This is a genomic window from Streptomyces sp. NPDC058773, assembly GCF_042746015.1.
In the GTDB taxonomy this organism is placed as follows: domain Bacteria; phylum Actinomycetota; class Actinomycetes; order Streptomycetales; family Streptomycetaceae; genus Streptomyces.
Genome location: NZ_JBHYPE010000007.1, coordinates 167899 through 189353, shown reverse-complemented (window position 1 = coordinate 189353; position 21455 = coordinate 167899). Strand labels below are relative to the sequence as shown.

General features: G+C 72.7%; 18 protein-coding genes and 1 pseudogene. 6 read left to right on the top strand and 13 right to left on the bottom strand.

Translation table 11 applies throughout. From position 1 onward, the window contains the following. The first annotated feature begins 12 nt into the window (after window positions 1-12). Entirely contained in the window at window positions 13-738 is a 726-nt protein-coding gene (locus ACFW5B_RS09260) for a hypothetical protein (protein WP_386435636.1), read from the top strand. Beyond that, a complete protein-coding gene (locus tag ACFW5B_RS09255; RefSeq protein ID WP_386435634.1) occupies window positions 735-1772 on the top strand; it encodes a serine/threonine-protein kinase in 1038 nt (345 codons plus the stop codon). Before ACFW5B_RS09260 ends, ACFW5B_RS09255 begins: the two co-directional genes overlap by 4 nt. Before the next feature lie 13 nt (window positions 1773-1785). Here the strand turns inward: ACFW5B_RS09255 and ACFW5B_RS09250 are convergent, their stop codons facing one another. After that, a complete protein-coding gene (locus ACFW5B_RS09250; RefSeq protein ID WP_386435631.1) occupies window positions 1786-3171 on the bottom strand; it encodes a streptophobe family protein in 1386 nt (461 codons plus the stop codon). Between the two features lie 378 nt (window positions 3172-3549). Here ACFW5B_RS09250 and ACFW5B_RS09245 point away from each other — a divergent pair, with 378 nt between their 5' ends. Next, on the top strand, window positions 3550-4815 hold the full coding sequence (locus tag ACFW5B_RS09245) for a DUF6777 domain-containing protein (RefSeq protein WP_386435628.1): 1266 nt from the start codon (window positions 3550-3552) through the stop codon (window positions 4813-4815). 230 nt (window positions 4816-5045) lie between these two features. Beyond that, the gene (locus tag ACFW5B_RS09240; RefSeq protein WP_386435625.1) at window positions 5046-6221 is read left to right on the top strand and encodes an Ig-like domain-containing protein; all 1176 of its coding nucleotides are present in this window, start codon (window positions 5046-5048) and stop codon (window positions 6219-6221) included. 80 nt (window positions 6222-6301) lie between these two features. Here ACFW5B_RS09240 and ACFW5B_RS09235 read toward each other — a convergent pair whose 3' ends face one another. Continuing rightward, entirely contained in the window at window positions 6302-7360 is a 1059-nt protein-coding gene (locus ACFW5B_RS09235) for an aldo/keto reductase (protein WP_386435622.1), read from the bottom strand. 216 nt (window positions 7361-7576) lie between these two features. Further along, on the bottom strand, window positions 7577-9634 hold the full coding sequence (locus ACFW5B_RS09230; RefSeq protein ID WP_386435620.1) for a phosphocholine-specific phospholipase C: 2058 nt from the start codon (window positions 9632-9634) through the stop codon (window positions 7577-7579). Between the two features lie 226 nt (window positions 9635-9860). On the opposite strand from ACFW5B_RS09230, the gene ACFW5B_RS09225 reads away from it, so the two are divergent. Further along, window positions 9861-10763 carry a class I SAM-dependent methyltransferase gene (locus tag ACFW5B_RS09225; protein ID WP_386435617.1) on the top strand — a complete coding sequence of 301 codons (903 nt, stop codon included), beginning with the start codon at window positions 9861-9863 and terminating at the stop codon, window positions 10761-10763. 90 nt (window positions 10764-10853) lie between these two features. Here ACFW5B_RS09225 and ACFW5B_RS09220 read toward each other — a convergent pair whose 3' ends face one another. The 8 genes from ACFW5B_RS09220 to ACFW5B_RS09185 form a co-directional block, all read right to left on the bottom strand. Next, a complete protein-coding gene (locus ACFW5B_RS09220; RefSeq protein WP_386435614.1) occupies window positions 10854-12149 on the bottom strand; it encodes an MFS transporter in 1296 nt (431 codons plus the stop codon). Then, window positions 12146-13378: a PLP-dependent cysteine synthase family protein gene (locus ACFW5B_RS09215; protein WP_386435774.1), complete on the bottom strand. Its 1233-nt coding sequence runs from the start codon at window positions 13376-13378 to the stop codon at window positions 12146-12148. Before ACFW5B_RS09215 ends, ACFW5B_RS09220 begins: the two co-directional genes overlap by 4 nt. A 675-nt stretch (window positions 13379-14053) precedes the next feature. Next, window positions 14054-14509 (bottom strand): hypothetical protein, encoded by a 456-nt coding sequence (locus ACFW5B_RS09210; protein ID WP_386435611.1) that lies wholly within the window; start codon window positions 14507-14509, stop codon window positions 14054-14056. Window positions 14510-14634: 125 nt separating this feature from the next. Beyond that, window positions 14635-15195: an ATP-binding protein gene (locus ACFW5B_RS09205; RefSeq protein ID WP_386435608.1), complete on the bottom strand. Its 561-nt coding sequence runs from the start codon at window positions 15193-15195 to the stop codon at window positions 14635-14637. A 140-nt stretch (window positions 15196-15335) separates the two neighbouring features. Then, window positions 15336-17489, bottom strand: a complete 2154-nt coding sequence (locus ACFW5B_RS09200) for a xanthine dehydrogenase family protein molybdopterin-binding subunit (protein ID WP_386435605.1) — start codon at window positions 17487-17489, stop codon at window positions 15336-15338. Between the two features lie 27 nt (window positions 17490-17516). After that, a complete protein-coding gene (locus ACFW5B_RS09195; RefSeq protein ID WP_386435602.1) occupies window positions 17517-18512 on the bottom strand; it encodes an FAD binding domain-containing protein in 996 nt (331 codons plus the stop codon). Then, window positions 18509-19102 carry a (2Fe-2S)-binding protein gene (locus ACFW5B_RS09190; RefSeq protein ID WP_386435599.1) on the bottom strand — a complete coding sequence of 198 codons (594 nt, stop codon included), beginning with the start codon at window positions 19100-19102 and terminating at the stop codon, window positions 18509-18511. The genes ACFW5B_RS09195 and ACFW5B_RS09190 overlap by 4 nt, the downstream gene beginning before the upstream one ends. Window positions 19103-19212: 110 nt before the next feature. Next, window positions 19213-19599, bottom strand: a complete 387-nt coding sequence (locus ACFW5B_RS09185) for a hypothetical protein (RefSeq protein WP_386435596.1) — start codon at window positions 19597-19599, stop codon at window positions 19213-19215. 240 nt (window positions 19600-19839) lie between these two features. Between ACFW5B_RS09185 and ACFW5B_RS09180 the strand changes: the two genes are divergently transcribed. Beyond that, window positions 19840-20658, top strand: a complete 819-nt coding sequence (locus ACFW5B_RS09180; protein WP_386435593.1) for a lipase family protein — start codon at window positions 19840-19842, stop codon at window positions 20656-20658. A 52-nt stretch (window positions 20659-20710) separates the two neighbouring features. Here the strand turns inward: ACFW5B_RS09180 and ACFW5B_RS09175 are convergent, their stop codons facing one another. Both ACFW5B_RS09175 and ACFW5B_RS09170 read right to left on the bottom strand, forming a co-directional pair. Then, the gene (locus tag ACFW5B_RS09175) at window positions 20711-21037 is read right to left on the bottom strand and encodes a VOC family protein (RefSeq protein ID WP_386435771.1); all 327 of its coding nucleotides are present in this window, start codon (window positions 21035-21037) and stop codon (window positions 20711-20713) included. Continuing rightward, window positions 21001-21147, bottom strand: a pseudogene (locus tag ACFW5B_RS09170) (isochorismatase family protein); the annotation flags it as partial. The gene ACFW5B_RS09175 and the pseudogene ACFW5B_RS09170, both read right to left, overlap by 37 nt. Between the last annotated feature and the right edge of the window lie 308 nt (window positions 21148-21455).

The following is a 21455-nucleotide window of genomic DNA, read 5'->3' as shown; positions in this document are numbered from 1 at the left end:
GAGGAGCCGTCTGTGACCTCTCCGGAATTCCTCCCCAGTCATGTCGTCCCGCCGGAGGGGATGGCGAGCTGGTCGGCGCCGGACACCACCCGGCCGTCGGCACCGCTCGATCCGCTGCTGCCGGTCCAGATCGTCGACCGCCGCGGCGACTGGGCCCTGGCGTTGTGCTCCAACGGCTGGTCGACCTGGGTCGACGGCCGGCTGCTGCTGGCCGTGCCGCGGGAACCGCCGGCCGCCCAACAGGGCGCCGCCCGGACCGCGGACCCCCGCCCACTGCTGGGCGCCGCGGAGGGTGAACTGAGCCGGTACCGGAAGCTGATCGAGGAGCTGGCCGCCGGACAGCTGGACGGCGAGTCGTTCAGCCGGCGCACCCGGGGCACCCGGCTGGGCGTGGTGGCCGACGGCGACGCGGTCTGGCTCTACGACGCCCGGCACGAGCGGTGGTGCTACTGCGACGGGGTGTCGCTGCAGACGTACGCGGTGACGGCGGGGCCGTCGTCACGGTCCGGGGAGCGTCCGGGGTCCGGGGCGGAGCCGGCGGCACCGGACCCGGCGGGAGGGGAAGCGGAGGTGCCGGGAGCGGCGGCCGATCCGCCGTCCGCCAGGGAACCCGGCCCGGAACCTGGCCCCGAGGCATCAGGTCCTCCGGAGGGGCCGCCCGCGCCGCCGCCGACCCGCGCGATGCACCCCGGTGAGCGGCCGCCCACGCCGCCGAACCCTGTGGGTGACATCCGGTGAACGGCGAGGACGGCCGGTCCCACGAGCGCTCCACCGCTCCCGACTCCTCGGGGCTGCGCGGGCGGCGGATCGCCGAGTACCTGCTCCAGGACGAGATCGGCCGGGGCGGGATGGCGGTGGTCTACCGTGCGGAGGACCTGCGGCTCGGCCGTACCGTCGCGGTGAAGCTGCTGGCGCCCGAACTCGCCCGGAACGACACCTTCCGGCAGCGCTTCGCCCATGAGTCGCGGGTCGCCGCGGCGATCGACCACCCGCACATCGTGCCGGTCTTCGAGGCCGGGGAGACCGAGGGCGTGCTCTTCATCGCGATGCGCTACGTCCAGGGGCGGGACCTGCGGGCACTGCTCGACCGCGACGGGCCGCTGTCCCTGGAGACCGCCTGCCGGATCGCCCTCCAGGTGGCCTCCGCGCTGGACGCCGCGCACGCGCACGACCTGGTGCACCGGGACGTGAAACCGGGCAACATCCTGATCGCCGAGGGCACCGACAGCGACCGCCCCGAACACGCCTACCTCACCGACTTCGGTCTGACGAAGAAGTCCCTGTCGCTGACCGGGTTCACCAGCGTCGGCCAGTTCGTCGGCACGCTGGACTACGTGGCGCCGGAGCAGATCTCCGGCCGCCCGGTGGACGGCCGCTGCGATGTCTACAGCCTGGCCTGCGTCCTGTTCGAGATGCTCACAGGGGCGCCGCCGTTCCGCCGCGACGACGACATGGCGCTGCTGTGGGCGCATCAGTACGACCCGCCGCCCGCCATGACACAGCTGCGGCCCGATCTGCCGGAGACGGTCGACGCGGTGTTCGCGCAGTCCCTGGCCAAGGCCCCGGAGAACCGCTACGAGACCTGCCGCGGTTTCGTGGCGGCGCTGCGCGCGGCCGGCCGGGCCACGGTCCCCCCGACGCCGGCCGGCACCCCCCAGCCCCACCCCATGACCCAGGTCGACGTCCCGGCGGACCCGGGCGGCCGGCGCAGCGCGGCGCCGCCGCCACCGCCACGCTGGGCGACCCCGATGTTCCCGGGCCGCGCGGGGTAGCGGGCGCCGGCCGTCACGGCTTCGGCGCCCCCGGCGGCTCCGGCGCCCCGGGCGGCTCCGGTGCCCCGGGCGGCTCCGGTGCCCCGGGCGGCTCCGGTGCCCCGGGCGGCTCCGGTACCTCACCCCGATGCCGTACGCCCCGCGCCGCCAGGCCGCCGAGGGAGCCCATCACCAGCCCCCAGACCAGGCCCACCCCCACCAGCCGGGGCAACTGGGGCTCCAGCGTGACCTCGCCGCCCAGGTCGCCGCCGAGGTCGCCGATGCCGATCACGGAGAGCCCGTAGTGGGCGGAGATCCGGGTGAGCAGACCGACGGCGAAGAGGGTGACCGCCAGTGCCACCGCCATCTCGGCCCCGTGCCGCCACGCGGGCCGCCGGACCGGGGAGCGGACCGCCGCGGTGAAGGCGGCGGCGAACAGCACCACGGCCGCCACCGCCACCAGCAGCCAGGCCCGCCGGTCGTGTTCGGCGAGTGACCCGAGGTCGAGGGTGCGCTGCCCGTGGGTGCGGAGCACCTGGTCGAGGAGGTTCGGCAGGGGCAGTCCCAGCGCCTTGTCGACATGCCCCACCCAGGCGCCGCCGGTGCCGATGCCCAGCGCCATCCAGGCCAGGTTGGGCAGCCCGAGGAAGATGACCGCGAGGGTCTGGGCCGGGCGGTCGTTGGTGATCAGCTCGACCACGCCGGCGACCAGCCCGATCACGGCGTAGCCGAGCAGCGTCAGCACCATGGCGAACGCGGGTGGCCGTACGGAGTCCTGATAGTGCAGCAGCCGGGGTGAGAGCGGGGCGCGGCGGGAGACGAGGAAGGTCAGCGCGAGCAGCGCCAGCACCCACAGCAGCCCGACGGCGAGCGTCGCGGGCACCTCGGCGCGGAAGCCGACGGTGGGGGTGGCGCCCAGCTCGCTGCCGATCTGCTCGGCGAGGTCGTTACCCACCGAGATCCGGAAGCTGTGCCGGGCGGCGAGCGAGACCAGCAGCAGAAGTACCAGCCAGCACACGGCCGTACGGGCGATCCTGGCGAGCAGCTCCCGGGTGCCGGCCACCGCCCGGTGGCGCAGCGGCAGCAGGAAGACGGCGGCGAGCGCCAGCGCTCCGGCGAGCGTGACCGACAGCGGTACGACGTCCAGGCCGGCCCGGGCCTCGGCGATGACCCCGGCGTCGCCGGACAGCCCCACCGAGCCGCCGGCCGCGACGAGCACGGTGGCCGCGACCACGGACGGGAACGCCCCGCCGGGGAGGTCCGCGGCGCCCGCCGCCCACAGGCCGATCACGGCGACCACGATCATGCTGACCATGCCCGCCACGGCCGCGCCGAGGGCCTGGGCCCAGGCCCGGACGGCGGGCGGTGCGCCATGGGAGCGGTCCGGGCCCGGGGAACCGGCTGACGCGGGGCCTCGCATCTGGCTCAACCTCTTTTCTGCCGGTCACGGGACCGCGGTACATACGGTCCCGCGGTGGGATGGCGCATGCGCCGACGGGCGGCGGAGGTGCTCCGTCCCCGCCGCGGAACACGCGTTTCCGTGCGACCACCGCAGGGACGGCATGCACGCCCCACCGTAAGCAGCGACGTGCCGCCCCGCTTGCGGACGGCGCAACCCCCGGGCACACAATGTCCTTGACATCGACAAACTCGGGCAAAATTCGCATAGCCGGATGGCCCACACGCGTCGGAAGAGGCACCCGTGACATCTCCCCCGCCGCCTGACAGCCACCCGACAGGACCGCCGTCGGGCCCGCTCTCCGGTACGCCGTCCAGTCCCGGGCACGAGCCGACCCAGGTGGGCTCCTGGCCCGGTCAGGCACAGCCGGAGGAGCCCACCGCGCCCGGTTACCAGCAGCCTCCGCCGGGCGGACCCGGCAAGGGCGGCGGGGGCGGCGGCGGAGGCGGCGGGGGCGGCCGCGGCGGAGGTGCCGGCGCCGGCGGGCCCTGGTGGAAGTCCGTGCCGCGGGTCGCGCTCATCGCGGGCGCGGTGGTCGTGGCCGTGGTCCTCATCATCGTCTTCACCCGTCCGGGCGGCGGCACCAGCGAGGTGTTCGCCCAGCCGGCCGCCTCCACCGGCCCGGACCCGGTCACCAAGTCGTCGGCGGCCGAGTCCGCTCCGCTCCCGTCCGCCACGCCGAGAAAGCCGTCCGGCGGCGGGCACAGCGAGTTCTCCGGCGCGACGCCCGGCCTCTACGGCGGTACCGAGAACAGCGCGAGCTGCGACGTCGAGAAACAGATCAGCTTCCTGTCCGGCGACGCCGCCAAGAACCGCGCGTTCGCCGGGGTCCTGGGCAAGCAGCCGAACGACGTCCCGTCCTACCTGCGGTCGCTGACGCCCATTCAGCTCACCTATGACACCCGGGTCACCAACCACGGCTTCAAGGACGGCAAGGCGACCACCTTCCAGTCGGTCCTGCAGTCCGGCACCGCGGTCATGGTCGACTCGTACGGCGTGCCGAGGGTGCGGTGCAAGTGCGGAAACCCGCTGACACCGCCGACGGCGCTCAAGGGGAACGTGAAGACCGTCGGCAGCCCGTGGCCCGGATACCAGTCCTCGAACTCGGTCGTCGTCACCCCCGCGAAGTCCAAGATCAAGGAATTCACGCTGCGCGACCCGAAGACGGGCACCTGGTTCAAGCGCCCGGCCGGCACCACCGGTTCCGAGGACCACCCGACGACCGCACCGCCCGAGACGCCCAGCGGGCCCGCGTCGTCCCAGCCCCCGCCGGGCCAGTCACCCCCGTCCGGCCAGACCAGCCCCGGGACCACCGAACAGCCCACCGGGGGCACCGGCACCTCGCCGTCGGAGACCGGCGGGACGGCGACCACCGGTGGCCCGACCGACACCTCCAACGGCGGCAGCACCGGGACCAGCACCGGCGAGACCAGCACGGGGACCACCGGCCAAAACACCACCGGCAGCAGCACCACCGGGAACACCACGGGCCAGAACACCACGGGAAACACCACCGGTGACCACACCACCGGGAACACGACCGGCGACAACACCACCGGCGGTCAGTCGGCCCAGGGCGGGGCCACCGGCGGCGGGTCCTCCTGACGCCGGGACACATCGGAGGCCATACGAGGCGGCGGGCGGCCGGAAGGCCGTCCGCCGCTCTTTCGCGGTACCGATATCGAACTGTGTCCTATTCCTTCGGTGCACGGAACAACCACTTCGGCGGACAAACCCTCTGCTAAGGCGGCGGGCGCATTGGCGGCCCTCGACGGCCACCCCTCACAGGGCCGGGCCCCGCCACTGCCTGTTGTTCTGCTTTGGAGGGAACCCCCGTGCACGCCGGACCACGTCGCCACTCCGCCCGGTTGATACCCGTCCTGACCGCGGCAGCCGCGCTGCTGTCCGCCTGCGGGCCCGGTACTGAAGCGTCGAAGGCGGACCAGCCGGCGGCCAAGGTGACCGTCACGCCGGCGGCCGGGAACTCCCCGGCCAAGCTCGGCTCGGAGATATCCGTACGGGCCGAGGGCGGCAAGCTCACCTCGGTCGAGGTCGAGAACGACAAGGGCGGCAAGGTCGCCGGAGAGCTGTCCGGCAACGGCGCGGCATGGAAGTCGGACGGCAAGGTCATGCCGGACACCACGTACACCGTGCGGACGAAGGCCAAGTCCGACGGGGGCAAGGAGTCCTCGGCCACCTCGAAGTTCACCACGGAGAAAGCCGGCAAGGTCAACAAGCTCACCAACACCCCGTCCGGCGGGCAGACGGTGGGCACCGGAATGCCGGTCTCCATCCTCTTCGACAACCCGATCGCGAAGGACCGGCAGGCCGAGATCGAGAGGGCGCTGAAGGTCACCACCGAGCCGAAGGTCGAGGGCTCCTGGGGCTGGGTCAAGGACTACTCCGGCAAGGACCGGATCGACTGGCGGCCCAAGGACTACTGGCCGTCCGGCACCAAGGTCTCCGTGAAGGGCGCGCTGTCCGGCATCAACTCCGGTGACGGCGGCTGGTTCGCCCGGGACTACAACTTCGGATTCCGCATCGGCGCCGACCACAAGGCCGTCATCGACGTCCCCTCGCACACCCTGACGATGTACGAGAACGGCAAGAACGTCGGCAGCATCCGCGGCTCCGCCGGTTCCCCGCAGGACCCGACCCGCGGCGGGGTGCACACCGTCCGCAGCAAGAACGCGGCCGAGACGATGGACTCCGCCACCATCGGCCACGGCAACGAGTGGATGCTGGACTCCAAGTGGGTCACCCACCTCACCGCGTCCGGGACCTTCCTGCACTCCGCCCCGTGGAACAAGTCGATCGGCGTGGAGAACAACAGCCACGGCTGCTTCGGCATGACCACCTCGGACGCCAAGCGGGCCTACGACTTCCTGACCATCGGCTCCACGGTCGAGGTGAAGGGCACCACCAACACCAACAAGACCGATGTCGGCAACGGCCTGGAGGTCTGGCAGGAGAACTGGCAGCAGTGGCAGCAGCGCAGCGCGCTGCGCTGACCCGGCCGGGCACCCCGCCGCGCTGAAGCAACCACCGGACGCCGCCGACCCGATCACCGGGCGGCGGCGTTCCGCGTGGGTCAGCGGATCTCGGTCGCCGTACGGCGGTAGGTGGAGCGCCGGTCGTCGATCTCGGCCCAGCGGTCGCCGTAGACGTTCTCGGTGATGCCCGGCTGCCGCAGGAAGTCGTGCGGGAAGCCGAGCGGCACCGCGCTGGTCCGGTCGAGCCGGGCCAGCGCCTCGGCGTCCAGCGTGACGTCGACGGCGCCGAGGTTGTCGCGGAGCTGGCTCTCCTTGGTGGCGGCGATGATCGGGACGATGTTCCCGGGCCGGCTGCGCAGCCATGCCAGGGCCACCTGTGCGGGGCTCCAGCCGCCCTGCTCGGCGACCTCCAGCACCGCGGTGACGGTCTCCTCCTCGTTGTGGTCCCGGGTGACGCCGCCGTCCACGCTGTCCAGACGGCCGGTCTCCCCGCGGCGGTACTTGCCGGTGAGCTTGCCGGCCGCGAGCGGCGCCCAGGCCAGCACGGCCAGATCGAAGGCGCGGGCCTGCGGGAGCAGTTCCCGCTCCGGTGTCCGCTCCAGCAGGTTGTAGCGCAGCTGCGAGCCCGCGAACGCGGTCCACCCGCGCAGCTCGGCAAGGGTGTTGGCCTGCGCGATCTCCCAGGCGGGCCAGTCGGACACCCCGACGTAGAGCACCTTGCCCGAGCGCACCACGTCGTCCAGCGCCCGCATCACCTCCTCCACGGGCGTGTAGTTGTCCCGGGCATGCACCCACAGGACATCGAGGTGGTCGGTGCGCAGCCGGTCCAGGCTCTCCTCCACCGACCGGACCAGGCTCTTGCGGTGGTTGCCCGCAGCGTTCACATCGCCCATGCGGGTCGCGCAGGTGTACTTGCTCGCCAGGACGAAGCGGTCCCGCCGGCCGTCGAGCAGCTCCCCGAGAATCCGCTCGGAGGCCCCGTCGGTGTAGTTGTTGGCGGTGTCGATGAAGTTCCCGCCCGCGTCGGCATAGAGGTCCAGAATGCGGCCGCTGGTGTCCTTGGCGGCGCCCCAGCCCCAGTCCTCGCCCATGGTCATGGCTCCCAGAGCCAGCTCGCTGACCCGCAGACCGGTCCTGCCGAACAGTGTGTAGCGCACGAGGTTCCCTTCGTTCCGCGACGGCGGTAAGTCGTGGGTCCACGCTAGGAGCTGGAGCGCACTCCAGGGCAAGGCGCGCGCCGTCGTGGTGCCCCCGGCGGGGGCCGCGCCGACGGCCCGTACGAAAGGCCGGGGCGCCCGCCAGGCCGGCGGGCGCCCCGTTCTCCGCCGGCGGGAACCGGCGGAATGAGCTTTGTGGAGCGGGCCGTTGGCCGCTCAGCCCGTGATGAGGGCCGGGTCGCTCACGCCCGGCTGACCGTTCTCCACATGGCCGGCGAACCGGCGCAGGAAGGTGCGGTCCGTGTCGGAGGTGACCGACAGGTCGTACCAGCGCTTGCTGGCGCGCAGGTCGAAGGAGTGCTTGACGGTGGCGCCCGCGCGGACCGGGAAGGTCTCGCCGGCGCCGCCGTAGGCCTGGGTGACGGTGAGGTGGCAGTCGGTGCGGCCGGGGTTGGTCAGGGTGAGTTCGACGCGGCCGGTGGTCGCGTCATGGCGGGCGGTGACCTCGGGGCCGGTCTTCTTGCCGTCGCCCTTGAAGGTGCGCAGGAAGCCGTTCGGGCCGAAGACGGTCAGGTCGTAGACACCCTTGGAGTGGGCGGTGTTCCAGGTGTCGGAGATCTGCTTGCCGGCCTCCGTGGTGTACGACCAGGGGCCGTCGGTGCGGTTGCCGGCGGTGACGGTGAAGCAGGCACCGGCCTTGTCACCACTCTTGAAAGTGAGGGTGTAGCGGCCGGTGTCGGCCGTCGCGGACCCGTTGACGAGCGGCTCGTACGGCAGCGGACGGGCGGGGCGCGAGCCCGGCTCCTGCTTGGGCAGCACCGGGTTGGCCGGCGGCTTCGGCACGTAGCTGTCGTGCCGCTCCTTGTCCGGCGGCTGGTAGCCGTCGGTGGCGGGGAGCGAGGCCGGCTTGGTGTTCTCCAGGCTGAAGTCGAAGGCGGCGGTCAGATCGCCGCAGATGGCGCGCCGCCAGGGCGAGATGTTGGGCTCGTGGACGCCGAAGCGGCGCTCCATGAACTGGATGATGGAGGTGTGGTCGAAGACCTGGGAGCAGACGTAGCCGCCGGTGCTCCAGGGGGAGACGACGATCATCGGGACGCGCTGGCCGAGGCCGTAGGGGCCGGCGGCGTACTTGGCGTTGCCGCCGAAGCTGTCGAGGGTGGTGTCCACGGTCGACTTGCCCTGGTCGGCGGAGGCCGGCGGGAAGGGCGGGAGGACGTGGTCGAAGTAGCCGTCGTTCTCGTCGTAGGTGATGAGCAGCGCGGTCTTGCTCCACACCTCGGGGTTGGAGGTGAGCGCGTCCAGCACCTGGGAGACGTACCAGGCGCCGTAGTTGGCAGGCCAGTTGGGGTGTTCGGAGAAGGCCTCGGGGGCGGCGACCCAGGAGATCTGGGGCAGCTTGTCGGCCTTCACATCGGCCCTGAGCCGGTCGAAGTAGCCGTCGCCCTGCTTGGCGTTGGTGCCGGTGCGGGCCTTGTCGAACAGCGGGTCGCCGGGCTTGGCGTCGCGGTACTGGTTGAAGAAGAGCAGCGAGTTGTCGCCGTAGTTGCCGCGGTAGGCGTCCTCGATCCAGCCCCACTTGCCGTCCGCGTCCAGGCCGTCACCGATGTCCTGGTAGAACTTCCAGGAGATCCCGGCCTTCTCCAGCCGCTCCGGGTAGGTCGTCCAGCTGTACCCGGCTTCCTCGTTGCCGAGGACCGGGCCGCCGCCCGAGCCGTCGTTGCCGACGTGGCCCGTGTACATGTAGTAGCGGTTGGGGTCGGTCGCCCCGATGAACGAGCAGTGGTACGAGTCGCAGATGGTGAACGCATCGGCGAGCGCGTAGTGGAACGGGATGTCCTTGCGCGTCAGGTGGGCCATCGTCCCGGCGGTCTTGGCCGGGATCCAGTTGTCGTACTTGCCGTTGTTCCAGGCCTTGTGGCCGCCCGCCCACTCGTGGTCCAGACCCTCGATGAACTGCATGCCGAGGTTCTCGGCGTCCGGGTGGTAGGGCAGCACCTCCTTGTCGCCGTCCGGCTGGTGCCAGACGGACTTCCCGCTGTCGAGGATGAGCGGGCGCGGGTCACCGAAGCCGCGTACGCCCTTCATCGAGCCGAAGTAGTGGTCGAAAGAACGGTTCTCCTGCATCAGCACGACGATGTGCTCGATGTCCTTGAGAGATCCGGAGCGTCGCTTGGCGGGGATGGCGGCGGCACGGGCGATGCTGCTCGACAGGGCCGAGGCGCCCGCGGTGGCGCCGGCTATCTGGAGGAAACGCCGTCGATTCAGTTCAGACATGGGCTGGGGAACCTCTTCGGGTGTGGGGGAGTTGGCGAAATGACGGGTGGTGTGCGGTTGTGTGTGGAGTGGTGCGGAACCACGGTTCAGCAGAGTGTTCCAAGAGGAACGAGTGCCAGGGAAGGGGGGGTGTCGCAGGTGTGACACATCGCGGTACGTGCGACGAACTTGCTGGTCGGGGACGCCGTACAGTCGGAACTGGAGCATTTCGGACAAGGAGGACGTGATGGGCCGGGGCAACGAGGGACAGGCGGACGGGGACGCCACGGAGCGGCCGCCGTACGAGGTCGCGGACGGCAACGCCGCACAGGCCGAGGCCTGGAACGGCGACAGCGGCCGGTACTGGGTCCGCCGGCGCGCACACCAGGAGAGGCGCTACGGCCGGCTCACCCCGCGGCTGCTGGCGGCGGCCGGAATCCGGGCGGACAGCCGGGTGCTGGACCTCGGATGCGGCAGCGGCGGGACGACCCTGGAGGCGGCGCGGGCCGCCACCGAGGGCACGGTGCTCGGTGTCGATCTGTCCGGGACGATGCTGGCCGAGGCCCGGAAGCAGGCCGCGGCGGCCGGACTTGCGCAGGTCGCCTTCGCCCAAGGGGACGCTCAGGTCCATGACTTCGGGGACGCCGCGTTCGATGTCGTGATCAGCCGCTTCGGGTTGATGTTCTTCGCCGATCCGGAGGCCGCCTTCAGCAATCTCGCCCGCGCCCTGCGCCCCGGCGGCCGGCTGGCCTTCCTGTGCTGGCGGGATCTGGCGCAGAACCCGTATCTGACCGTGCCGTTCGGGGCCCTCGCCCCGTATGCGGGACAACCGGACTTCGGCGCTCCGGGCGAGCCGGGGCCCTTCTCGCTCGCCGACGCCGGCCGCATCACGGCGCTGCTGGAGGGCGCCGGATTCGACGGGATCTCGGTCGGGGCGGTCGACGAACCGATGTGGATGGGCGCCGACGAGGACGACGCCGTGGCGTCCCTGACCGCGATGCCGCTGGCGCGGAAGATGCTGGACCAGCTCGGCGACGAGGCGAGGAAGAGCGCGCTCACCGCGCTCCGGGACACCCTGGCCGCCCACCGGGGCGAGGACGGCGTCAGGCTCGGCTCCGCGGCGTGGCTGGTGACGGCCGGACGGCGGTAAGGGGCCCGGCACTCCCCCACCGGGCCCCCTCCCGTACGGGACGGAGGTGGCCCTCCCCACCCCGAGGGGCAGGGAGGGCCACCCGCCGGATCAGCCCATCGCCGCCGCCGGCCGGCCGACCGCGGCCAGCCGGCCCGTGCGGTGCAGTCCGTACAACGCGGCACTACAGCCCAGGCCCAGCGCCAGGAGGGCCATCCAGGGCAGCGCGGGCACGCCGGCCGACCGGGAGGCGTCCAGTGCGGCACCGGTGAGCAGATTGCCGAGGGTGATGCCGATCCCGCAGATGGTGTTGTAGAGCCCGTAGTGGGTCGCCACCAGGCGGTTGCCGGACAGCCGGACGATGGTGTCCATCTCGAACGGGTAGGTGATCATCGTCCCGAGGGCGAGCAGCAGCGCACAGAGCGCCGGCGGGACGGCCGCCAGGGCCCAGCGGCCGGGGCCGCCGGCCGGCACCGGCAGCGCCGCGGCGGCCAGCAGCGGGACGAACGCCAGCCCCATGGTCAGCAGGCCCCGGGCCAGGGCGCGGCCCGCCGTCATCCGGGCCTTGCACCAGCGGGTCACCCTGGTCTGCCCCAGGATGGTGCTCAGCCCGGACACCGCGAACAGCCCGGCCACCGCCGCGGTGCCGAACTCCCCGTCGCCGCCCAGCCGTCGTACCTCCAGCGGCAGCGCCAGATAGACCTGGAACGACAGCACATACGAGCCGATCATGGCTCCGGAGAACAGCAGGAACGGCGGGTTGGCCAGCACCTCCCGCCACTGGGACAGCAGCCCCGTCCGCCGGGTGGCGTCGTCGGCTGGCGCGGCCTCGTCCCCGCGGGCCGGCAGCGCGCGGATCTGCACGACGCTCAGGAACGCGAAGATGCCGGCCGAAACCAGGCAGGTGACCCGGAAGTTGACGCCGGTGAGCACCATCCCCACCAGCGGACCGAGCAGGATGCCCGCCTGGTAGAAGACGTTGAACAGGGCGAACGCCTCCAGCCTCCGGTCGCCCGCCGCGGCGGCCAGATAGGCCCGCACCGCCGGGTTGAACAGTGCGCCGGCCAGCCCGGTGGCCGCGGACGCCGCCAGCAGCGCGGGCAGCGAGTCCACCAGCCCGAGCGTGGCGAACCCGAGCGTCCGCAGCACACAGCCGGCCACGATCAGCGGCTTGTAACCGAACCGGTCGGCCAGTGTGCCGCCGACCAGGAACATCCCCTGCTGGCTGAAGTTGCGGACCCCCAGCACCAGCCCGACCAGCCAGCCCGCCAGGCCGAGCGTCCCGGACAGATGCGCGGCCAGATAGGGCATCAGCATGTAGAAGCCGAGGTTGATGGTGAACTGATTGACCATCAACATCCGGGCGCTGCGGTCGTAGGAGCGGAACTGGGTCAGCATGCCGGTCACCGGACCTCCCGCGTGCCGTGGGCGGCGGTGTCGCCGGACGGGTCCTGCGCGCCGGCCGGAACCGCCGCGCCGTCCTCCGCGCGTGACGCAGCCGCCGCTCCCGACGGGCCGAGCGGATCGACGACCTGCGCGCACCGGCTCCAGGTGGTGACCTCCCGCTCCCCCAGCCGGCTGAGGGTCTGCGGCTCGTCCGCGGGCGGGGAGTCGAGCAGGTGGTGGGCGGCGCAGTACTGGTCGTCGTACACGGTGCTCAGGTAGCGCTGCGGTCCGTCGGGGAAGACGGCCGCGATACGGGTGCCGGCCGGCTCGGTCCGGCTCAGCCAGCCGGCGACCAGCGCGACCGCTCCGACGCTCCAGCCGCCGGTGGCGTAGTGCGAGGACGCCAGCGTGCGGCAGGCCCAGACGGCTTCGCCGGGTGCGACCCAGTGCACCTCGCTGAACTGGTCGTAGGCGACATTGCGCGGATAGATGCTCGATCCCAGCCCGCGCATCAGCCGGCTCCGCGCGGGCTGTCCGAAGATGGTCGAACCGATGGTGTCGACGCCGACGAGCCGCAGCTGCGGGTAGAGCTGGCGCAGCACCCGGGACACCCCGGCGGAGTGCCCGCCGGTGCCCACACTGCACACCAGGACGTCGATATGGCCCAGCTGGGAGGCGAGTTCGAGAGCGAGCGGCAGATAGGCGGTGGTGTTGTCGGGGTTGTTGTACTGGTCCGGGCACCACGAGCCGGGGTGCGCCGCGAGCAGTCCGCGCACCCGGTCGCGGCGGGCCTGCTGCCAGCCGCCGCTGGGGTGCGGCTCGGCGACGATCTCGACCTGTGCGCCGTACGCGGTCAGCAGCCGGGTCATCGAGGACTCCAGTCCGGGGTCGGTGACCAGGCTGACCGGGTGGCCGTGGACCATTCCGGCGAGCGCCAGGCCGAGGCCCAGGGTGCCGCTGGTGGATTCGATGATCCGGGCGCCGGGCTGCAACTCGCCGCGGGCGCGGGCCCGTTCGACCATGTGCAGTCCGGGCCGGTCCTTGATGCCGCCCGGGTTGCGTCCTTCGAGCTTGGCCCAGAAGCCGCGGCCGGGCGGGGTGAGCGGCTCGGAGATGTGCAGGACGGGGGTGTTGCCGACCAGGCCGGGGATGCCGGAGGCGGGGGCCGGGCCCGGCGTCGGGGCGGTGGGGATGGCGGGAGAAGGGCTGGCGGGAGAGACGGAGCGGGCCGCCGTGGGCAGAGAGTTCATCATGGGCTCTCGTTCGGTGGTGAGGGATGCAGGGGCGCTCATCTCGCGCCGGCCGGGGTGGCCGGACGCGACGGCGGGCTCCTATATCCGGCACCGGCAGAGGGCCGCGAGAGTGGACCGGCCACCGCGTACCGGTCTGCGCCGCCCCGACCGGCTCCCCGCGGCCGGGCGCCGGCCGGCCACGGCGTGCACGGCCCCCGCGAGGACGGCGGGCGCCGCGGCCCCCTCCGCCCCGGTGGCGGGCCGGCCTTCCGGGAGATGCCCGGACCGGCCGGGCGCACAGGTGGAGTCGTGATGCCCGTCGTCCGCCCCGGCGGTCGCCCGGTCGGGCACGACGGCCACGGACACGGACGGGCCCGACGACACCGCCGCCACAACGGGCGCCCGGTGATGACTGTCGGCACACGGGAGCACCATGGCCAGCAGTCCGGCTACCAGGAGCAGCAGGACGGCGGGGCGCCTACCGGGGCGGGGGCGGGAGCGACGTAAGCGGGCGCCACCGGGCTCGTAGGAACCGGTCAGGAAGCGTGGGGCACTACGGAAGAGGGGACGAAAGGGACGGCACAACGGGACGCGGAACGGCACAGGTTCTCCGTGAGACCGCCGTCGCGGCGGAGCGGCACACGCTCACGGGCGGACGGCATCGGCAGGGGCGATCCGGAGTCGGCCGGAAATCTAGACCTGCTGCACGACGGACTCCGCCGCACCACGCAACGGAGGCAGGGCGGCGCGGCCGCCCGCGAACGCCCCGGAACGGCCCTGCGTGGGCGGCTGCCAGGAGGAAACCGCGGAGGGAGTGGGGCACGGCAGCGCCAAAGCGGCGCCCTGCTGCGGCTGGCCCGACACACACAGCTCGTCGGAGTGCTGCCCGGGGTCGTCCGGCTGGCCGGAGTGACCTGAGTGGCCTGGGTGTTCGGGGGCGAGCCAGGTGTCGTGCTCCGCCACGACGGCGGACGCCGCGACCGGCAGGGCGTTCACCAGATGGCCTTCGGCGGTCTCGGCCCGCGCCCCGTGCGCGACCAGCACGCTGATCAGCAGGGCGGCCAGCCACAGCACGCGCAGCGGAACCGCTGAACCGCGGCTCCACATCCTGCCGTTGGCCGGGCTGAGGGCCGACCTGACCGTTGCCATGGCGTGATCGTAACCGTGACGGACGGCCGATGCCGGTATCCCCGCGCCCACCGGTGCATCTCAGCGGCGAGGCGCGAGCGGGGTGTCCGCGCCTCGCCGGCTTCCTTGACGGTGTGCCCGGCCGGCTACACCGCGGTGGGCACCGCGGACGAGACCGCCGGCGCGGCCTCGGTCGCGGCCGCCGCGGCGGATTCCGGCACGGGCTCGACGAGCGGCTCGACCGGTACGGGCGGGGGAACCGCCGGCTGGCCCTTCGCGTCGGGCACGCTGCGCAGCGGGGTGCGGCTGGTCAGCGGCGCCTTGCGGGCCGCCTCGACGCGCCGGGTGAACCAGATGACCTTGCCATCCGGGGTGCCGCAGGTGCCCCAACTGTCGCTCAGTGCCGCCACTCTGGAGAGCCCCCCGCCGCCCGCGCTGAGCAGCTTCGGCAGCCGTGGCCCCTGGTCGGCGACGGAGGCCGTGAGATGACGGCCGGTCCAGCGGAGTTCGACGACGCACGGGGCGTCCGGGCCGATATGGCGATGGACGTTGGTCAGGAGTTCCGCCACTCCCCGGCACACGGGCGGGATATGCAGCTCAAGATCCCAGTACCGCAGGTGCGCGGCCAGGATCCGCCGGATCTGCGGCACGCGCTCCGCCGAAGCATGCAGTTCGACCGTGTAGTGCCGGTCGCCGGGAAGTGTCATGTCGTGGCTCCTCACCGCGAGGCTCACGCCCTTCACCTCGTTGGACCAACGAACCCCGAAACACGAAGAGTGAGCATTAATCACGTATGGGTCATTTGTCATGGTGACCCGGCGGGACGGGTTCCGCAACTGATCTTGGTCTATCGGAGTCCGCCGGTCCGGTCCGCTCCCGGCCGGTCCGGCAACCGCGGCAGCAGCTTGTCCGGGGTGAGCGGGAGGTCGCGCAACCGGACTCCGGTGGCGTGCCACACGGCGTTGGCGAGGGCCGCCGCGGTGCCGACGATGCCGATCTCCCCGATGCCCTTGCTGCCCATGGGGTTGAGGTGCGGGTCCTCCTCCTCCAGCCAGTACGCCTCGATCCGCGGGACGTCGGCGCAGGCCGGGACGTGATAGGCGGCCAGATCACGCTCCGCGAAGTCGCCGAACGCGGGGTCCAGGCCGCTGCCCTCCATGAGCGCCATCCCCAGGCCCATCGTCATCCCGCCGATGAACTGGGAGCGCGCCGTACGGGAGTTGAGGATGCGGCCGGCGGCATAGACACCCAGCATCCGCCGCATCCGGACCTCTCCGGTGACGGTGTCGACCTGCACCTCGGCAAAGGTGGCGCCGAAGGCGTGCCGGGCGTACGGGGAACGCCGGGACGTCTCCTGACGGGTGTCGGCGGCGGCCGTGAGCCCGTCGGCCGGGAGCGGTCCGACGTGGTCCCGCAGCCGGTGCCGCAGCTCCGTACAGGCCTTGTGGACGGCCCAGCCCCAGGAGGCGGTGCCCGCGGAGCCGCCGGCCAGCATCGCGGGCGGCAGATCGCTGCTGCCGATCTCGATGTCGATCCGGTCGTCCGGCACGGCCAGGAGGCCGGCGGCGAGCTGCGCGAGCACGGTGCGGGCACCGGTGCCGATGTCGGTGGCGTTCACCCGGATGCGGTAGCTGCCGTCGGCGGCGGCGTGCGCCTCGGCGGAGGTCGGGGCGATGAGGACGGGGTAGGTGGCGGCGGCGACACCGGTGCCCAGCAGCAGAGCGCCCTCCCTGCGGACGCCCGGCCGCGGGTCCCGGGGCAGCCAGCCGAAGCGCTCCGCGCCCTCCCGCAGACAGCCGACCAGATGCCGGCTGCTGAAGGCGCGGTCGCTGTCCGGCTCGGTGTCCGGTTCGTTGCGCATCCGCAGGTCGACGGGGTCGATGTCCAGGAGGACGGCGAGTTCGTCGACCGCCGACTCCAGTGCGTACATCCCGGGCGCCTCGCCCGGTGCGCGCATCCAGGACGGTGTCGGTACGTCGAGCGGGACGACGCGGTGCACGGTGCGGCTGTTCGGCGAGGTGTACATGACGCGCCCCGGGACCGCGGCCTGCTCGACGAACTCGGTGACGGTGGAGGTGTGGGTGGCGATCTCATGGGCGAGGGCGGTGAGCACACCGTCGTCGCCCGCGCCGAGGCGCACCCGCTGCACGGTGGGCGCGCGATGGCCGACGACCGCGGCCAGCTCCCGGCGCGGCAGGGACAGTTTGACCGGGCGCCCGGTGTGGCGGGCGGCCATCGCGGCCAGCACGACCTGGGGACGGGGCGTCCCCTTGGAGCCGAAGCCGCCGCCGACGTGCTCGGAGAAGACGGTGACCTCGCTGGTGTCGAGCAGGAACAGCGCGGCGAGGTCCTCGCAGACCCGGGTGGCGCCCTGGCTGGAGTCGTGGACGGTCAGATGGCCGTCGTTCCAGCGGGCGGTGGAGGCGTGCGGCTCCATGGGGTGGTTGTGCAGCGGGGGCACGGTGTAGGTGGCGTCGAGGGTGACCGGCGCGGCCGCGAACGCCCCCTCGAAGTCGCCGCGTTCGCGGGTGCCGGGATAGCCGCCGTTGGCGGTCTCCGCGTCGTACAGCCGCGGATGACCGGCGGTCAGCCGTACGTCGTGCGCCTCGGTTGCGTAGCTGACGCGGACCGCAGCGGCGGCGGCGCGGGCGGTTTCCAGGCCGTCGGCGACGGCGAGGGCGACATACCAGCCGCGGTGCGGCACCCGGTCGTCCTGGAGCAGCGACAGTGTCGGGTCGTCGGTGGCCGCGAGGCGGGGCGCGTTCTCGTGCGTCAGCACCGCGTACACCCCCGGCAGGGCGAGCGCCGCCGCGGTGTCCACGGCGGTGACCCGGCCGCGGGCGACGGTCGCGGGCACCGGCCAGGCGTAGGCGCAGCCCGGCGGGGTGTGTTCGGCCGCGTACCGGGCGGTGCCGGTGACCTTCTCCCGTCCTTCCCGGCGGACGAACGGGGCGCCCAGGGGGTACGGGGGCGGGCCGAGCGGGAACGAGTCGGGGCTCATGGCGCACGTCCTTGGGTCGGGGCCTCGTCAGGGGGTGTCGGCCGGGGCGGCCAGACCGGCCAGCACGTCGACGGCCAGGTTGCGGGCGAGCACGACCTTGAAGCCGTTGTCGCGGAGCGGCCGGGCGGCGGCGAGTTCGGCGTCGGCGGCGCGGGCGAAGGTGTCCTCGGTGGCGGGCGCGCCGTGCAGCACCTCTTCGGCGGCGCGGGCCCGCCACGGCCGGTGCGCGAGCCCGCCGAACGCGAGCGCCGCCCGTTGCACGGCCCCCTCCCGCACCTCCAGTACGGCGGCGACGGAGACCAGGGCGAACGCGAACGAGGCGCGGTCGCGGGCCTTGCGGTAGCGCGAGCGCGCGCCCGGAACCGGCGGCGGCAGCCGGACGGCGGTGAGGAGTTCGCCGGGCCGGATCACGGTGTCCTGCTCCGGGCGGTCACCGGGCAGCCGGTGGAAGCCGGTCACCGGCACGGTGCGCTCCCCGTCGGGGCCGTGCAGCTCGACCTCGGCATCCAGGGCGGCCAGCGCCACCGCCATGTCGGACGGCTGGGTGGCGACACAGTGCTCGGAGTGACCCAGTACGGCGAGGTCGCGATGCACCCCTTCCAGGGCCGGGCAACCGGTGCCCGGGGCGCGCTTGTTACAGGGCTTGGTGATGTCCTGGAAGTACAGACAGCGGGTGCGCTGGAGCAGATTGCCGCCGGTGGTCGCGATGTTCCGCAGCTGCCCCGAGGCTCCGGCCAGCAACGCCTGCGACAGGGCCGGGTAGCGGTCGCGGACGGGAGCCGCCGCGGCGAGATCGCTGTTGCGGACCATCGCGCCGATCCGCAGCCCGCCGTCCGGCAGCTCCTCGATGCGGTCGAGCGGCAGCCGGGTGACGTCGATGAGCAGCTCGGGCGTCTCCACACCGAGCTTCATCAGGTCGACGAGGTTGGTGCCCCCGCCCAGGAAGCGGGCGCCGGGCTGCCCGGCCGCGGCCCGTACGGCCTCCTCGACGCTCGTCGCCCGCAGATAGCCGAAGGGTTTCATCGCGCCGCCTCCTGGCCACCGGCCGGGCCGCCGACGTCCCGGACCGCTTCGACGATCCGCGGATAGGCGCCGCAGCGGCAGAGGTTTCCGCTCATCCGCTCGCGGATCTCGTCGTCGGTCAGCTCGACCGGGGCGCCGGAGGCCGCGGTGGGCGGGGTGACATGGGACGGAAAGCCGGCTGCCACTTCGGCCAGCGCGCCGACGGCCGAACAGATCTGGCCGGGGGTGCAGTAGCCGCACTGCAGGGCGTCCCGCTCCAGGAAGGCCTGCTGCAAGGGGTGCAGCCGCTCCCCCTCGGCCAGGCCCTCGACGGTGGTGAGCTGCCGCCCGTCCTGGGCCACGGCCGGCAGCAGACAGCTGTTGGCCCGCCGCCCGTCGACGAGCACGGTGCAGGCCCCGCACTGGCCGTGGTCGCAGCCCTTCTTGGCGCCGGTCAGACCGAGGCGTTCCCGGAGCAGGTCCAGGACCGTGGTCCGGTGGTCCACGGTCAGCGTCTGGGTCACTCCGTTGATGTGCAGCACCACCGAGGACCGGTGGGCGTCCGCCGGCGGCGGGCCACCGGTTTCCGCCGGATGTCGGGTCGACTCCACGCACTCGTGCCTTTCCGTGCGGGCCGCGGGGACGGTGCGGCCGGGTGAGCCGGGACGTAGTCCCGGGTGGCCGTGGGGCCTCGCCCCTTCAGAGGTACGGGCCAAGCCTGCTAGCGGGTCTCCAGCCGTAGTTCGACTTCCTTCTCCTGGTCACCGGCGGCCGTCCCGAGGACGTGCACCGTGAACGCGGACTCCAGGCCCTTGCACAGCTGGTCGACCGCCCAGTAGCCACCCTGGAGGCTGACCAGGACGGGCGCGGTCAGCCGGCGGGGCTCGGCCGCGGCCTTGCGGTCACTCACATCGAAGGTCGAGGTCCACACGGTCGACCCCGCCCCGGCCACCTCCTCGGGCACATCGTCCGCCGCCCGGTCGGAGCTGAAGGAGGTACGCAGCGCACTGAAGACGGCGTGCGCGTCCTGCGTCGCGCAGCTCTCCAGCTCCACCATCACCTCGGCCGATACGTGGTCCGCGTGTGCCGCCTGTTCCGCGCTGTTCACTGTGGGGGCCTTTCCGCTGTGGGCCTTGCTCCGGGGGCTGAACGCTTCCAGGCTCGCCCCGCGGCCCGGTGTGTGCGACCGGAGGCACGAACGAGTGGTTTGAACGGGCGGCAACGGCACGGCACCCGACCGGGAGATTACGCTGTGTAGTCAGCGCGAGCGTTCCGTGATCGGAGCTGCCTCACGCGCAGCGCTCGGCCCTCGCAGCAGCCACCGTCGACCCAGCCAGAGGAGCCCTCGTTGACCAGCGCCACGATCGACCAGAAAGCCACCGGCTACACCGTCCGCCATGCGCTCTGCATGGCGCGCGCCTCCGCGCTCGCCTACCAGGACGAGCAGACCATCGACGCCACCGCCCGGCAGTGGGGCTTCGACCGGGTGCGCCACCACCACACCACGTTCCGTCCGCCGTTCCCGCTGGAGGACACCCAGGCGTACACCCTCGGCGGACACAGCATGATCATTACTGCCTTCCGGGGCACGGAGCCGGCAGAAGTGCGCGACTGGCTGTCCGACGCCACCACACCACCGTGCCCCGGCCCCGGCGGCAAGGGGTATGTCCACTACGGCTTCGGCGAGGCACTGGAGGCCGTCTGGCCCCAGGTCCGCGCCGCCATCGACGCGTTCCGCGACAACCGCCAGACGGTCTGGTTCACCGGCCACAGCCTCGGCGGGGCGCTGGCGATGCTGGCGGGCGCCCGGCTGCATTTCGAGGAGCCACATGTGACGGCCAACGGCGTCTACACCTTCGGCCAGCCGCGCACCTGCGACCGGCAGCTGTCCAAGGAGTTCAACACGGCCTTCTCCGACCGCATGTACCGCTTCGTCAACAACAACGACATCGTGCCGCAGCTGCCCCCGGAGCCCGCCTTCCACCATGTCTCCGCGCTGCGCTACATCGACGCACAGGGCGCCATCCACCACACCATGCCGCTGCTCAGCGGCCTGGTCGACCGCGCCCAGGGCCTCACCGCCGACCTGCTCGCGCCCGCCTCCGACGGCGTCCGGGACCACTTCATGGACGCATACGTCAACGCCCTGGAGAAGAACCAGAACTGACCGTCCGGGCCGGTCGCTGCCCCTGACCCGGCCGGGCCCGCCGCCGCCCCGGTCAGGCGACGGGCCGGGTGAGGTTGACCGCGTTCCCGTCCGGGTCCTGGATGTGGGCGACGCGCTGCCCCCAGGGCATGTCGTTGGCCGGGCCCAGCACCTTCCCGCCGAGCGGCTCGACCCGGTCCAGCAGGGCGTCGACGTCCTTGACGGCGATGCTGAGCAGAATCCGGACCGGGGCGCCGGTCTCGACGCTCCGGTCCGCCACGATGCCCAGCTCCGAGCCACCGATCCGCAGCCCGACGAAGAAGACCGGCCCCTCCTCGGGCACCCGGGTGCACTCCTCGGCACCGACCAGCCCGGCGTAGAAGGCCTGCAGCCGCTCCAGATCATGTCGCGGGTGGCGTGAGCATCATGCGGCAGGACGACCCGGAAGTCACGGTCCAGCGCCGTACGGGCGGTCGCGCTGACGCATATCTGGGAGAGCACCCCACAGAGCACCGGATCCTCGCGGGCCGGGCGGTTCCTTGATCTCCGGCACGGCGGAAACCGGCCGGCCACCCGCCGGCCTCGGCCCTCTTTCCCCGTCGCCTCCCCTCGCCCGGCTGCTCCCCTCCCCCGCCTCACCTCCCCGTCCGTCCCCGCCGCCGGACACGCGGCGCTGAGCCGTCCGGCCGCACATCGTTGCCACGGGCACCGACCTGGACGGATCATCCGATACGGATACGGAACGCCGTGAGCACGGACGCGGATGCGACAGACGCAGCGGATACAGCGGCTGCGGCCAGATGTGACCGGTGCGGCGG

What these genes read in the sequence shown, in the direction of transcription:
- ACFW5B_RS09215 (WP_386435774.1), bottom strand. Translation starts at nt 13,378, where the DNA reads ATGAACTCTCTGCCCACGGCGGCCCGCTCCGTCTCTCCCGCCAGCCCT.
- ACFW5B_RS09205 (WP_386435608.1), bottom strand. Translation starts at nt 15,195, where the DNA reads ATGACACTTCCCGGCGACCGGCACTACACGGTCGAACTGCATGCTTCG.
- ACFW5B_RS09210 (WP_386435611.1), bottom strand. Translation starts at nt 14,509, where the DNA reads ATGGCAACGGTCAGGTCGGCCCTCAGCCCGGCCAACGGCAGGATGTGG.
- ACFW5B_RS09225 (WP_386435617.1), top strand. Translation starts at nt 9,861, where the DNA reads ATGGGCCGGGGCAACGAGGGACAGGCGGACGGGGACGCCACGGAGCGG.
- ACFW5B_RS09195 (WP_386435602.1), bottom strand. Translation starts at nt 18,512, where the DNA reads ATGAAACCCTTCGGCTATCTGCGGGCGACGAGCGTCGAGGAGGCCGTA.
- ACFW5B_RS09250 (WP_386435631.1), bottom strand. Translation starts at nt 3,171, where the DNA reads ATGCGAGGCCCCGCGTCAGCCGGTTCCCCGGGCCCGGACCGCTCCCAT.
- ACFW5B_RS09200 (WP_386435605.1), bottom strand. Translation starts at nt 17,489, where the DNA reads ATGAGCCCCGACTCGTTCCCGCTCGGCCCGCCCCCGTACCCCCTGGGC.
- ACFW5B_RS09230 (WP_386435620.1), bottom strand. Translation starts at nt 9,634, where the DNA reads ATGTCTGAACTGAATCGACGGCGTTTCCTCCAGATAGCCGGCGCCACC.